This window comes from Microbaculum marinum, assembly GCF_037855135.1.
In the GTDB taxonomy this organism is placed as follows: Bacteria; Pseudomonadota; Alphaproteobacteria; order Rhizobiales; family Tepidamorphaceae; genus Microbaculum; species Microbaculum marinum.
This window is the reverse complement of record NZ_JAZHOF010000001.1, coordinates 557,501-569,302: the sequence shown is the minus strand read 5'-3', so window position 1 is coordinate 569,302 and position 11,802 is coordinate 557,501. Positions and strand designations below refer to the sequence as shown.

The window sequence follows — 11,802 nt, the reverse complement described above, 5'->3', positions numbered from 1 at the left end:
AATGAATGACTTTCTCAATCAGCTGGCCTTCGGCTGGTATCCCTATCTGGCACTCACGGTTCTGTTCGTCGGTTCGATCCTGCGTTTCGACGCCTCGCAGTACAGCTGGAGAGCCCAGTCGAGCCAGTTCCTGCGCCGTCGGCAGATGATGATCGGCTCCAATCTCTTCCATCTGGGCGTGCTGGTGCTTTTCGTGGGGCACCTGTTCGGTTTGCTCACCCCGATCGGCGTCATCGAGACACTTGGAATCAGCCACGGCTTCAAACAGCTGCTGGCTCTTGTCGTGGGAGGGATTGCCGGTATCTTCGCTCTCGCCGGAGCGACGATTCTCCTGCACCGGAGGCTGGCCGACCCACGCATCCGGAAGAGCTCCTCCTTCGGAGACATCGCCGTTCTGGTGCTGATCTGGCTGCAACTCGTGCTGGGCATTGGTACGATCTACTGGACCATGCAGCATCTCGACGGCAGCGTCATGGTCCAGTTCATGGGATGGGCCAGCGGCATCCTCACGCTGAATCCCGCGGCGCCGGATCTGATTTCCGATGTGGCCCTAGTTTATAAGCTGCACATCATTCTCGGCCTGACGCTGTTCGTCATCACGCCGTTCACGCGGCTCGTCCACATCTGGAGCGCGCCCATCTGGTACCTGTTCCGTCCGGGCTACCAGATCGTTCGATCCCTCGGACCGGTGAGGCGACGGGCGACGGAGCCTCCCGCGCTGGGCGGCTATGGAGGCCAGACGGTGGCCCGACAACAATCGGAGAGTGGAGGAAGCGGAGCATGAGCAACGCCACGCCGACACGAAAACCTGAAACCGAAAAGCGGCCTGAGCCGGTCATGATGAGCGCCTGCCAGAGCTGCGGCTGCGGCGGTGCATCACCCCGCCCCGCTCCACCGCCGAGCTTCTCACAAGTGCGCGTAAACGGTGTCGAGGTTGCGCCGGAGGCCATCGCACGGGAGATGCAGCACCACTCCGCGCCCGACCCCGAGTCCGCTTGGAAGGAAGCGGCGCGCGCCCTGGCCATTCGTGAGTTGCTCTTGCAGGAGGCGCAGCGGCTCGACATTGACACCGATCCACAGGCTGATGAGGCCGGTCGCGTCGAGACAGAGGCAGACGCGGTGATCACAGCGCTTCTTGAGGAGGAGGTGTCGCCGTCTGTTCCCGGCGAAGAGGAATGCCGCCGTTTTTACGAGACGCAGCCCGGAAAGTTCCGTACGCCGAACCTGTTCGAGGTCTCGCACATATTGATTGAGCCGGAAAGTGACAACCCCGAAGCATGGGTTGAGGCGGAGGCACATAGCCGTACGATCATCGTCGAGATCGGCGATGATCCTGCCGCCTTTGCTGAAGCGGCGCGGGAGCTGTCAGCCTGTCCCTCGGCGCATCAGGATGGCTCGCTCGGGCAGGTGCGGCGCGGGGAGCTCCTGCCCGAGGTTCAGAATGCGATCGAGGCCCTCAGAGAAGGCCAGACACGGTCGGAGCCGGTGCGCTCGCGCTATGGTTGGCACGTGCTTCGCCTGGCGCGCCGGATCGAGGGTCATGCGTTACCGTTCGACGTGGTGAAGGACAAGATCGCCGAAATGCTCGAGGCGCGCAGCTGGTCGATCGCCGCTGCGCGCTACGTTGCCGGTCTTGCCGAACGCGCCCAGGTCGAAGGCATCGCGATTGAGGCGATGGTCGAACCCGGTGCGTCCTGATGGCGATGCTGGGTGACATCCTCGCCGAGGCTCGCCGCTCCTCCGGCCCTTTGCAGACCTTGATGCGGGGGACGATGCCCGACCTCATGGCGGAGATCGAAGAGGCGGCGGACATATCGGGCGAAAGCACTGCGGATTACGTCGGTGGCGCCTTCACCGCCTTCTCGCAGCTCGCTTCGGAGGAGGACTGGGCGACTCTTATATCAAGCATGCGGGATAGCGCCGATCCCGGTATGGCCTGCCTGTTGACGATGGTGCAGTGGCGTCTCGCCATGGAGCGTAGTGCCATGGGCGTCGCGGCTGCCGCCGACCAGGGGAGCGGAGAATGACGCAAGGACCTGATGATGAGAAGCGCGAGGGCTTGAATCCGTCCCTGAAGAGACGCACGGAGACAACGCATAATACCGACATATCGAGCAAGGCGCCTTTGGAAACGGCAACCGTGCAGCGCGAGGAGGGGCGCGCCTGGCCGATGATCTGGCTCGTCACCACCATAGTCGGCGTCGTGATCCTGATCTATCTGGTGTTCGGCTGAATTCACGTTCACGGGCGCATGCTTCTGCGCCCGGCCACGAGGCTTCTGGTGTTGCAGAGGAAGCATGATGTCGAACATCCGAAGCATCACTGTTCTGCTCGTGACAACATGGGCTTTTATCGTTTGCTTTGCCGTCTGGATGATGTTCGGCGTCACCGGCATTCCGATACGCGATGAGCTCGGTCTCGACCCCTTTCAGTTCGGACTGCTGACGGCCACCCCGGTCCTGACCGGCTCCCTTTTTCGGCTGCCGCTCGGAATCTGGACGGATCGGCTGGGCGGGCGCGTTGTCATGTTCGTGCTTCTGGTGGCCTGCGCGATACCGGTCTGGCTGTCCGCTTACGCGACAACCCTATGGCAGTTTCTTCTGCTCGGACTGGCGCTGGGTCTGGTCGGCGCTTCGTTCTCCGTCGGCACCCCGTACGTGGCACGCTTTTTTACGAAGGAACGTCGCGGCTTCGCCATGGGCATCTTCGGAGCCGGCACCGTCGGTGCTGCCGTCAACATGTTCGTTGCGCCGGCTCTGATCAGCGCCTATGGCTGGCAGGCCGTGCCCAAGGTCTATGCAGTCGCCCTTGTCATGACGGCGGTGCTCTTTTGGCTCCTTTCGGCACCCGATCCAGGCACGGGGCGGACGACGGCCGGGTCAACGGCACGCCAACTCGCCCTCCTCAAGAACCCCCGCGTTTGGAAGTACTGTCAATACTACTCGATCCTGTTCGGCGGCTTCACAGCCCTGTCTGTATGGATGCCAAGCTATTTCAGAAGCGAATACGGTTTCTCGATCGCGCAAGCCGCGTTGCTCGCGGCCTGCTTCTCACTACCGGGAGGGGCATTCCGTGCGCTGGGGGGCTGGCTGGCCGACCGGTTTGGCGCGCACGCGGTCACTTGGTGGGTCCTATGGGCAGCCTGGATCTGCCTCTTCCTGTTGTCCTATCCAAGGCACGACCTGGTCATCTACACGGTTGACGACAACCCGCTTCATTTCTCCATAGCGCTGCCCTTCTGGTTCTTCGCAGGCCTTCTGTTCATCCTGGGCGTCGCGTTTGCCTCCGGCATGGCGTCCACTTTCAAGTATATCGGTGACGAATTTCCCAACTCCATAGGAACCGTATCGGGGATCGTCGGAATGGTCGGCGGGCTCGGCGGGTTCCTGTTGCCGATCATGTTTGGCGCGATCCTCGAGACACTGAGGTTCAATTCGAGCATCTTCATGCTCCTCTACGGCATCGTCACCGTGTCGCTTTTTCTGAATTATCTTACGGAAGTTCGCAAGCTGCCGGTGATGGGCAAACGAGCACACGAAATGTCGGACGACCCTGCCGCAAAGCAGCCTAGAGAATAACGTACTCCCCGATCGCTATCAGTCTGAGGTGGACCGATTTCTTCACGATGGGCACCCCGAAGATTGCTCTGTGTTGCACTACCTACGGTTGTCCTTTATTCTGGCATAGAATGCGCAGCCGCCTTCCGGAAGAAACCTCCGCCGATACCAAAGGGCAGCATGGACCAGATTTGTCGACGTACCAGTTCGTTGATTGTCGTCCCGCACCGGGCGATTATGAAACCGAAGAACAACGCTTCACGCGCGTTTCGCTCCGACCTTGGGATAAATTACTTTGCCCGATTCCGTTTTAATAGCACCGGGAGTCGGACTTGCATGATCTGTACGGCCAGCTCTCATAAGATGATCAACTGGGTATCCGTTTAAAAGCAAGTAGTCCGCGATAATCCGGCGATGGCATCGCCACCAGACGGCCTCCGAGCACATCAATGCTAGCCGCTGCACCGCGCCAAGTTCGACCAATTCCTTGAACGCGACGGTAAATTCATCGCTCATGGCATAGTCGGCATAGTTATGAAAACTCTGAACCCGCCACAGAGCATTAAGACTCTCATCGACCTGCGGCTGCTTCCGCCGCCGTCCGCCAAGGGCCAGGAAGTGGCGGTATCCGATCTGGACTTGCTCGAGGTCGCGCGAGAAGTAATCGATGTTAAAAACAGGATTGGTGCGCGAGCGAGGAAACGAGCGCACATCAACCAGCATCTTCACTTGTGCGTCGCGCAGCATGACGAGGAATTCATCGAGGCTGCGGTCGGAGTGACCAATGGTGGTAAACTGCGCCACCATCAATTTAACTTCGTCAGTGCGCCTTCCTTATGGACGGCAATATGGTCGGTTTTATCGCTCTTGATCTCATATTGCGGGTCGTCCTTCGAAGCTCGGCGCCAGTGTCCCTTATGGGCAAAGTCATCGCGATGTACTTTAACAATCTTGCCGGTGACCCGCCCGGCTTCGGAATTCCAACTGACATGATCGCCTACGGAGAATTTCGTCATGCTTTCTCCTCCTATTAGTAAGAATATCTTATCTACAGGAAAACCTCCTAGAGAAGTGGCTAGGCACTTCGGAGGCGTCGCTGCGGGACGACTCTCCCCGACATGTCGCGCTAATTAATCTTTCAGCACAATCGTCAGGCGCAGTCTGTCGCCAGTCATCACTGGTGCGTCGAGATGGTGCTCCTGCTCCGCCAATCTTCATAGTCATGCTTCCCGCGTGTCGTCTGCCGCATAGCGTGCGCCGGCGACCGCAAGCGCACAATCGGCGAGCGTGTGGTCATTTAGGTCTTCGAGGAAGCGCGACCGCGCCCGGGTGAGTAAGGCCTTCAGCCGGCAACTTGGCGTGATCACGCAGTTGCCGCCATCGGATTGAAGGCACTCGACAAGCGCGGACTTGCGCTCGAGCACGGCCACGATATCGCCCAGGCGAAGCCGCTCGGCTGGCTGCGCCAGGACTGCGCCGCCGCCGGTCCCCCGACGCGTCTCCACGATCCCAGCGGCCGCCAGCGCCGAGATAGCCTTGGTCAGATGGTTTCGCGAGATGCCAAACTCCGCCGCGATCTCAGCGGTCGAATGAGCCCGGTCAGGCTCGGCCGCCATGCGCATCAGCGCGCGCAGGCCGAAATCGGTGAAGCTGGTGAGCCGCATGCGTAAAGTTGATCCTTTTCATCAAGATCAAGAGGGGGTACAGGTTAGCACGATAATCGGTATCTGAAATACCAATTGAGGCCGACATGGTTCAGTCCTCATCGATCAGGAATTCGGCCGATGGCTAGGAAGACGATACTCGCCCTTCATGGGCTCGCTCTCGTCGGCCTCCTCGTCGTGGCGGTCGCGCTCGCCACATGGCGAAGCGCGCTCTGGCCGCTGGACCTTGGCTTTTCGGCGCTGATGACGACCGGTGGGCTTGCCATCCTGATCCTCGCATGGGGTCTGCTCTGGCTCGCCCCGCTGCTGATCTCGGCTGCCCTGAACCGCCATTGGCAGAGGCTCGCACTCTGGCCGTTCGCCGTGCTGGGGATGATCGCTTTGCACGCCTTCTATGGCCCAGCGCGTGGCTTCATGACTCTCGATCGCCTCACCCTGATCGGCGCCCTGAATCTCTATGCAATACCCGTGGCGCTTGCCGTGCTGCTGGGATCGGCCCTGCGAGAGGGCTTTCGGCGCAAATCCAGGTCAAACGCCGCCATGCGCGTAAGGCCCAGGCGCACGGGCGCTACCATTTCAACATCCAGGTGATCGCGACACAGGAGACCATCATGCCTTCGTTCCAGACGTCACGCCGTACGCTTCTTCTGGCGGCCCTTGCGGGTTCTGCCGCCCTGGCCCTGCCCGATGGGCTGCGTGCGCAAGCGCGGGTAGCAGGACTCGCCCTCTACGGTCCGCCCGCCGGCCCCTCTGTTACGCTTGCCCACGCAGTCGCCACCGGCAAATTCGCCGATCTCGCCGACACGGCGACCATGACCGCCTGGCGCAACCCGGACGAGCTGCGCGCAGGCCTGACCTCGGGCACAATCGAACTCTCGGTCGTACCGGTGCAGGCGGCGGCGAACCTATACAATCGCGACTTTCCCATCCGCCTCGCCAACGTCATGACCAACGGACTGCTCTATATCGCCTCCGGGGACGCCACCATTGCCGATATCCCCGACCTTGCCGGTCGAACAGTGGCCGTCCCGTTTCGCGGCGACACGCCCGAAATCCTCTTCAGCCAACTCCTGGCCCATCATGGATTGAACGCCGAAACCGGCCTTCAAATCACCTATGCTGGGAGCCCGATCGAGGCCATGCAGCTCCTGCTTGCCGGGCGGGTTGAGGCAGCGCTTACAGCCGAACCCTCGACGACGGCAGCCGTACTGCAGGGCAGGCAGGCGGGCAAGGATATCCGCCGTGTCATCAACCTGCAGGAAGCCTGGGGCGCAATGACCGGCGCGGCGCCGGTGGTTCCGCAGGCGGGACTCGCGATCATAAAGGCCTTTCTCGACGAGCACGGCGAAGTCGTACCTGCGATCCTTTCGGCGATCGAGACGGCCACTGCGGAAGTCCTGGCCGATCCCACCACGGCGGCGGCAAATGCAACCGATGCCTTGGGCATGCCCGCGCCGCTTCTGGCAGCCTCGATACCGCATTCCAATCTTGTCGCCCGCCCAGCGTCGGACGCGCGTGTCGACGTTGAGCGCATGCTGACCGCGATGGCCGGCGACGATATGGCCCGGATCGGCGGCAAGCTGCCCGACGATGCGTTCTACCTGTAGCCGAGAGCGCCGGCATGCGTCGCGGCTCCACCTCGACGTCCTAGGGACAATGTTTGGCTCATGGATGAACCGTTCCATCTCTCCCTGACCGCTAGCCTCGCCAAACGGACGGGGCGCGTGTTGCACTTTGTCTGGTCGGGTTGGGCCGGTCTGGCTGCCCTTTGTCTTCTGGCCGCTGCCTGGCAGGCGGGACACGAAGCATATGGCCCCTTCATCCTGACCTCCCCGCTCGAAACACTACGCGAGATCCGCACATTGGCGGCCGATCCGGATGCCTGGTCAATCGCCACAATGACGCTCCAGCGGGCGGTGACCGGATTCGCGCTCATGACCGCTGTGGGCGTGGTGCTCGGCGTTACCGCCGGTTATTCCTCGGCAACGCTGCGCATCGCCGCGCCGCTGATCACCGTCCTTCTCGGCGTGCCGCCGATCGCCTGGATCGTGCTGTCGATGATCTGGTTCGGCCCGTCGGACGCTACCGTGCGCACGGTAATCCTGGTTACCGCCTTGCCGGTCGTCTTCCTGGGTGCAGCGCATGGCATCGCGACCCGCGACCGGGGCCTCGACCGGATGGCGCAGGCGTTCGGCGCCGGAGCGGTACGCCGCTTCCTGACAGTCGGCATCCGGCAAACGACAACCACGCTGTTTCCGGCGCTCGCGCTGGCGCTCGGCACCGCGTTCAAGGTTGCAGTCATGGCCGAGCTCCTCGCAAATGCCGGTGGGATAGGCGGTGCCCTCGCCGACGCCCGCATCAACCTCGATATCGCGCAGGCACTGGCCTGGGTCCTGATCGCCGTGATCCTGCTGCTGATCGTCGAATACACGCTGGTCCACCCGGTAAAGGGAGAGATCGACCGCTGGCGTCACGCTGCCCAGCCATGGGGAGTCAAGCGATGACAGTGCTCGCCCTCAATGGAATCGGCCATGCTTATCTTGGCCGCTCCGTACTGGACGACGTCGATCTTCGCGTTGCGCCCGGCGAGATCGTCGCGCTCGTCGGCCCGTCCGGTTGCGGAAAATCCACGCTGGTCCACATCGCCGCCGGCCTCATCGAGCCGCGAGCCGGCCGCATCGAACGCGATTATCTGCGCCATGCAATGATCTTTCAGGACCCGTGCCTGATGCCATGGGCGACTGCGGCCGGCAACATCGAATACGTCCTCAAGCTCGCGCGTGTCCCCCGTCGCCAGCGGACCCGACGCATATCCGAGGTCGCCGCGCAGGTGGCTCTGGATGGCCAGGACCTCGCCAAATATCCCGTCGAGTTATCGGGCGGCATGAAACAGCGCGTGGCGATCGCACGCTCGCTCGCGGTGCGGCCCGATTTCATTTACTTCGACGAACCCTTTACGGCGCTCGACGTGGCGCTGCGCCGGCGCATGCAGGATCTGGTGATCAGCACTTGTGTGTGCGGACGCTTGTCGGGCCTGTTCATCACGCACGACCTGCATGAAGCGGCCCGGATCGCTCATCGGATTGCCGTGCTCGACACGCGAGGCCATGGCATCCTCGGCGAACGGCGGCTCACCGATGAACCGCAATCCCGTGACGATGCCGCCGTCTTTCGCTGGGTCCAGAGCGCGCTGGCCGATGATCCGCTGTTCCGGCACATCCACGATGTCGACGAAAGGCAAGTCGCATGAAATGCGGCCTCCAAAGCCAATCGTCGCTCCAAGACGTGCCGGTTGGCTGGCGTAATGCGCTGGCCGACGAGGGCTTTCGGCTGTTTTTTCCGCTGGCTGCGATCTACGCGGCCGTTTGGCCCGTGCTTTGGGTTCTGGCGCTTGGCTTCGACCTGCCGCTCGCGCACACGGTTCCGCCCTCGCTATGGCATGCCCATGAGATGCTGGTAGGTGCATTCGGGGCCGCACTGATCGGATTCGTGACCACGGCAGCCCCCGAATGGACCGATACCGAACCGCTGCGCGGCCGGAAGCTATGGATGCTCGCCGGACTGTGGGGCGTTGGCCGCGTCATCGGACTCCTCGGCTGGGACGGCATGGGAGCGGTAGGGGCTGTCGCCGACCTCGCCTGGCTCGGACTGCTTCTCGCCTACCTGCTTCGTCTTTCGCTCGTGCGCGGGACCGACCGGCTCCTGGGCTTCGCGTTCTGGATTGCCGTGCTTGCCGGTTGTGCTGCAATGGCGCGCATTGCCTTTGTCGTACGTGATATCCGTCTGGCGACCCTCGCGGTCCACCTCATCGGCTTTGCCTTTCTCGGCTTGCTCGGCATCGCACTTGGGCGGATCACGGTTCCGGTCACGAATCTGGTGCTCGATCCCACGGAAGCGACCTCGCCGTTTCGCCCGCATCCGGGGCGGATGAATCTCGCGTCCGGCCTCGTCCTGGTCACCATGACGAGCGAGGTGGCCGGCCTGAGCCCCGCCGTCACGGGCTATCTTCTGATCGCCGCCGGCGCTGCGTTCATGGACCGGGTGGCAGAGGCCTTCATCGGCGGTCCAGCATTGCGTGCCGAAATCCTCATGCTGGCGGGCGCATCGGCGCTGGCCGGGACCGGACTGATCCTGTCGGGCGCTGCGCGCCTCGGCGCTCCATGGACAGAGATTGCCGGCCTGCATGCAGCTTTCATGGGCGGTCTTGGCCTCGGCGTGTATGGCGTCTTCTGCGTCGCCGGTCTACTGCACACCGGCCGCCCACTCGGCGTGCCGCGCCTCGCTCGTCTCGGCGCGATATGTCTTTTCGCATCGGTCGTGCTACGGCTTTCACCGGACTTCGGCATTGAATTGCCCGGACCCTTCCACGGCCTCGCCTCGCTTGCTTGGGCGACGGCATTCATGCTTTGGCTCGCAGCCTACGGACCATTCTTGACGAGGATTGAGCTGTCGGAGCGAGACGTTGGGGCCACGCATGACCTCCTAAAAGAGGTGCCCAGCCAAACTGGTCCTTCGCAATCGCCGAAAAAGGCAGCGATTGAGTAGACCACCGAACACCGCCATCCGGCACTCCAAAGGTCATCGTGCATGACGCAGAAGCGTGATCGCTTCATTGCCGGTCTCCTTCGTTGAGAACAGGCTAGCTCAAAAGCGGGAACATCTCAGGGGAGCACGTCAGAACGCATTCACGTTCCCGGAAATCCGAGGCCGTGAGGCTGCCAAAGAATCGACGTCGCGCGCTGTCTACTTCCGCCACCACGCATCCAAGGCTCGTCGGACCATATGCAGCAACTACGCACCCAATGCGACGCAGGGCCTCGTCTGCGCCACAGCACGCCATGCTTTCGGTTCGAGTGATTCCGATATGATTCCGGAGGGAGTTTCACGAGAGTCGATCGAGAAAACAAAAAACCCCCAACCCTTTGGATTGGCGGCATATTTTTGGTTGCGGGGGCAGGATTTGAACCTGCGACCTTCAGGTTATGAGCCTGACGAGCTACCGGACTGCTCCACCCCGCGACAGGGACGAGCCGGGCATATACCGGATCGTTCTGGAAGCGACCATTTCATGATCGCGGCTCTATGTAGCAATCCGGCGGCCCGAATGAAACCCCCTATCCAACCTTGCGGTCCGTTTTCCGACTGTTTTTTTGCAGCCGTTCGTCGTTTGTGATGTTACCGCCATGTTGCGCGGCTACAATGCCACCGCGACAGCGTTTGTGAATGGACGGCGGGGACGGTTCCACCCATGCGGAGATGGCGAGCGTGGCCGGCGCAGCGCAGGTTCCGGCCGTGTATAGCCGCGTGCCGCCGCCCACGGGAAAATTCCCACGTCCGGCGCCTCGGCGCGGCAGAGCCACGGTCGGTATTCCAGTTGACATCCCGGCATCTCTCCGACGCCTGCCGCGGCCGCAAATGATCATGGAAACGTGAACCGGTGGTCTCGCGCGTCATCGTAACCGAGCCGATCGGTTCGCAGGTCGGCGAGATCATGGTCGGCCTGCTGGACGAGGCGGTGGGCCGGCTCACCGCACGCAAGGGGAATGTCCATGAAGCGGTGCACGAGGCGCGAAAGAACCTCAAGGCGTTCAGAAGCTATCTGCGCCTGCTGCGCGCCATCATCGGCGATGACTCCTATCGCAGTCTGAACGTCCAGGCGCGCGATGCCGCCCGCATCCTTTCCGGGGCGCGAGACACGGTCGCACTGCACGACGCCATCGCTCACGTCGCCAAGTACACCCGCCGGTCCCGAACCAGGATCGACGTCAAGTCCCTCCACAAGGCCGCCGACGCCGAGGTTCGCGCGTCTGCCGGTACCGCAGCGGTCCGGATCATGGCCAGGGAGGTCGCCGACCTGCTGTCGCCCTGCCGCGCGGAGCTCGGGACATTGAGCCTGCCCGACCGCCCGGGCCCGTACGTAGAGGGGTTGGGCAAGACCTATGCGACGGCGCAACGCGTGCTGGCCGACGGCCTGGCGACCCGGCTGCCGGACGACATGCACGAGGCCCGCAAGCGCGTCATCCACTGGCGATACCAGCTCGACCTGTTCACCGGTCTCTGGCCCCGCCTGCTGAAGTCGGAGGTCCGCGAATTGCAGGACCTCAGGGAAGATCTGGGACAGCATAACGACCTGGTGCTGCTGGAAAGTCGCCTCGGCGCCGGCGACAACGGCTTCGCCGGCATCGCGGACGCCGAGGCCGTGCTCGATGCGATCACCGTCCTGCGCGCCAGACGCGCCGACGCAGCCCGATATCGCGGCGCCCTGCTGTTCGTCGATACCCGCAGCGAGCGCGCCGAAAGGCTTGCACGCTGGTGGCAGGCAGCACTGGAAAATGCCGCGCGGGATCCACTCTGACCGCCCCCCCCCGGCGCTGTCACCTGGACAGCGGGAGCGTTGATCCTCGGTTTCGCCGCTGCACAAGCCCTGTCGATACGGACATTTACGCAACGTGAAGCGATGTGGTTCAATTGCACGGCGCGCTGGCGTCCCCGCGCGCGGGCAACGATCAAATCGTGGAGACGGGCATGAAGAGCACCCTGGAAAAAGGGATCACCAGCGACGGCACCGGTCACAACGGCCG

At 62.6% G+C, this 11,802-nt stretch carries 15 protein-coding genes and 1 tRNA gene (1 of these 16 running past the window's edge); 12 read left to right on the top strand and 4 right to left on the bottom strand.

Going from position 1 to position 11,802, the window contains the following annotated elements; translation table 11 throughout:
* Position 1: 1 nt before the first annotated feature.
* From narI to V3328_RS02630, 5 genes are all read left to right on the top strand, one after another.
* Positions 2–784, top strand: coding sequence for a respiratory nitrate reductase subunit gamma (gene narI, locus V3328_RS02650; protein WP_340328085.1), 783 nt, complete (start codon positions 2–4; stop codon positions 782–784).
* Positions 781–1,698 carry a peptidylprolyl isomerase gene (locus tag V3328_RS02645; RefSeq protein ID WP_340328084.1) on the top strand — a complete coding sequence of 306 codons (918 nt, stop codon included), beginning with the start codon at positions 781–783 and terminating at the stop codon, positions 1,696–1,698. The genes narI and V3328_RS02645 overlap by 4 nt, the downstream gene beginning before the upstream one ends.
* Positions 1,698–2,027, top strand: a complete 330-nt coding sequence (locus tag V3328_RS02640) for a hypothetical protein (protein ID WP_340328083.1) — start codon at positions 1,698–1,700, stop codon at positions 2,025–2,027. The genes V3328_RS02645 and V3328_RS02640 overlap by 1 nt, the downstream gene beginning before the upstream one ends.
* Complete coding sequence (locus tag V3328_RS02635) at positions 2,024–2,233, top strand: hypothetical protein (RefSeq protein WP_340328082.1); 210 nt, start codon at positions 2,024–2,026, stop codon at positions 2,231–2,233. The genes V3328_RS02640 and V3328_RS02635 overlap by 4 nt, the downstream gene beginning before the upstream one ends.
* 67 nt (positions 2,234–2,300) lie before the next feature.
* Positions 2,301–3,578: an MFS transporter gene (locus V3328_RS02630; RefSeq protein WP_340328081.1), complete on the top strand. Its 1,278-nt coding sequence runs from the start codon at positions 2,301–2,303 to the stop codon at positions 3,576–3,578.
* Positions 3,579–3,815: 237 nt separating this feature from the next.
* Here V3328_RS02630 and V3328_RS02625 read toward each other — a convergent pair whose 3' ends face one another.
* The 3 genes from V3328_RS02625 to V3328_RS02615 all read right to left on the bottom strand — a co-directional run bounded on the left by V3328_RS02625 (position 3,816) and on the right by V3328_RS02615 (position 5,221).
* Positions 3,816–4,364, bottom strand: a complete 549-nt coding sequence (locus tag V3328_RS02625; protein ID WP_340328080.1) for a DUF488 domain-containing protein — start codon at positions 4,362–4,364, stop codon at positions 3,816–3,818.
* On the bottom strand, positions 4,364–4,573 hold the full coding sequence (locus V3328_RS02620; protein ID WP_340328079.1) for a hypervirulence associated TUDOR domain-containing protein: 210 nt from the start codon (positions 4,571–4,573) through the stop codon (positions 4,364–4,366). The genes V3328_RS02625 and V3328_RS02620 overlap by 1 nt, the downstream gene beginning before the upstream one ends.
* A 204-nt stretch (positions 4,574–4,777) precedes the next feature.
* Positions 4,778–5,221 carry an Rrf2 family transcriptional regulator gene (locus V3328_RS02615; protein WP_340328078.1) on the bottom strand — a complete coding sequence of 148 codons (444 nt, stop codon included), beginning with the start codon at positions 5,219–5,221 and terminating at the stop codon, positions 4,778–4,780.
* 120 nt (positions 5,222–5,341) lie between these two features.
* On the opposite strand from V3328_RS02615, the gene V3328_RS02610 reads away from it, so the two are divergent.
* Genes V3328_RS02610 through V3328_RS02590 form a run of 5 tightly spaced genes read left to right on the top strand, consistent with a single transcriptional unit; the run spans position 5,342 to position 9,766 of the window.
* Entirely contained in the window at positions 5,342–5,812 is a 471-nt protein-coding gene (locus V3328_RS02610) for a hypothetical protein (protein WP_340328077.1), read from the top strand.
* Between the two features lie 20 nt (positions 5,813–5,832).
* Entirely contained in the window at positions 5,833–6,828 is a 996-nt protein-coding gene (locus V3328_RS02605; protein WP_340328076.1) for an ABC transporter substrate-binding protein, read from the top strand.
* A 60-nt stretch (positions 6,829–6,888) separates the two neighbouring features.
* Entirely contained in the window at positions 6,889–7,725 is an 837-nt protein-coding gene (locus V3328_RS02600; protein ID WP_340328075.1) for an ABC transporter permease, read from the top strand.
* Positions 7,722–8,471, top strand: a complete 750-nt coding sequence (locus tag V3328_RS02595) for an ABC transporter ATP-binding protein (protein WP_340328074.1) — start codon at positions 7,722–7,724, stop codon at positions 8,469–8,471. Before V3328_RS02600 ends, V3328_RS02595 begins: the two co-directional genes overlap by 4 nt.
* Complete coding sequence (locus V3328_RS02590; protein ID WP_340328073.1) at positions 8,468–9,766, top strand: NnrS family protein; 1,299 nt, start codon at positions 8,468–8,470, stop codon at positions 9,764–9,766. The genes V3328_RS02595 and V3328_RS02590 overlap by 4 nt, the downstream gene beginning before the upstream one ends.
* A gap of 397 nt (positions 9,767–10,163) precedes the next feature.
* On the opposite strand, the gene V3328_RS02585 is transcribed toward V3328_RS02590, so the two are convergent.
* Positions 10,164–10,240 (bottom strand) — tRNA-Met (locus tag V3328_RS02585).
* 418 nt (positions 10,241–10,658) lie between these two features.
* On the opposite strand from V3328_RS02585, the gene V3328_RS02580 reads away from it, so the two are divergent.
* Together V3328_RS02580 and V3328_RS02575 are read left to right on the top strand one after the other, a co-directional pair.
* Complete coding sequence (locus V3328_RS02580) at positions 10,659–11,576, top strand: CHAD domain-containing protein (protein WP_340328072.1); 918 nt, start codon at positions 10,659–10,661, stop codon at positions 11,574–11,576.
* A 170-nt stretch (positions 11,577–11,746) separates the two neighbouring features.
* On the top strand, positions 11,747–11,802 hold the 5' portion of the coding sequence (locus tag V3328_RS02575) for a cupin domain-containing protein (protein WP_340328071.1). It continues 397 nt past the right edge of the window; only the first 56 of its 453 coding nucleotides appear in the window; it begins with the start codon at positions 11,747–11,749; its stop codon lies off the right edge, out of view.

What these genes read in the sequence shown, in the direction of transcription:
- narI (WP_340328085.1), top strand. Translation starts at nt 2, where the DNA reads ATGAATGACTTTCTCAATCAGCTGGCCTTCGGCTGGTATCCCTATCTG.
- V3328_RS02645 (WP_340328084.1), top strand. Translation starts at nt 781, where the DNA reads ATGAGCAACGCCACGCCGACACGAAAACCTGAAACCGAAAAGCGGCCT.
- V3328_RS02640 (WP_340328083.1), top strand. Translation starts at nt 1,698, where the DNA reads ATGGCGATGCTGGGTGACATCCTCGCCGAGGCTCGCCGCTCCTCCGGC.
- V3328_RS02635 (WP_340328082.1), top strand. Translation starts at nt 2,024, where the DNA reads ATGACGCAAGGACCTGATGATGAGAAGCGCGAGGGCTTGAATCCGTCC.
- V3328_RS02630 (WP_340328081.1), top strand. Translation starts at nt 2,301, where the DNA reads ATGTCGAACATCCGAAGCATCACTGTTCTGCTCGTGACAACATGGGCT.
- V3328_RS02625 (WP_340328080.1), bottom strand. Translation starts at nt 4,364, where the DNA reads ATGGTGGCGCAGTTTACCACCATTGGTCACTCCGACCGCAGCCTCGAT.
- V3328_RS02620 (WP_340328079.1), bottom strand. Translation starts at nt 4,573, where the DNA reads ATGACGAAATTCTCCGTAGGCGATCATGTCAGTTGGAATTCCGAAGCC.
- V3328_RS02615 (WP_340328078.1), bottom strand. Translation starts at nt 5,221, where the DNA reads ATGCGGCTCACCAGCTTCACCGATTTCGGCCTGCGCGCGCTGATGCGC.
- V3328_RS02610 (WP_340328077.1), top strand. Translation starts at nt 5,342, where the DNA reads ATGGCTAGGAAGACGATACTCGCCCTTCATGGGCTCGCTCTCGTCGGC.
- V3328_RS02605 (WP_340328076.1), top strand. Translation starts at nt 5,833, where the DNA reads ATGCCTTCGTTCCAGACGTCACGCCGTACGCTTCTTCTGGCGGCCCTT.
- V3328_RS02600 (WP_340328075.1), top strand. Translation starts at nt 6,889, where the DNA reads ATGGATGAACCGTTCCATCTCTCCCTGACCGCTAGCCTCGCCAAACGG.
- V3328_RS02595 (WP_340328074.1), top strand. Translation starts at nt 7,722, where the DNA reads ATGACAGTGCTCGCCCTCAATGGAATCGGCCATGCTTATCTTGGCCGC.
- V3328_RS02590 (WP_340328073.1), top strand. Translation starts at nt 8,468, where the DNA reads ATGAAATGCGGCCTCCAAAGCCAATCGTCGCTCCAAGACGTGCCGGTT.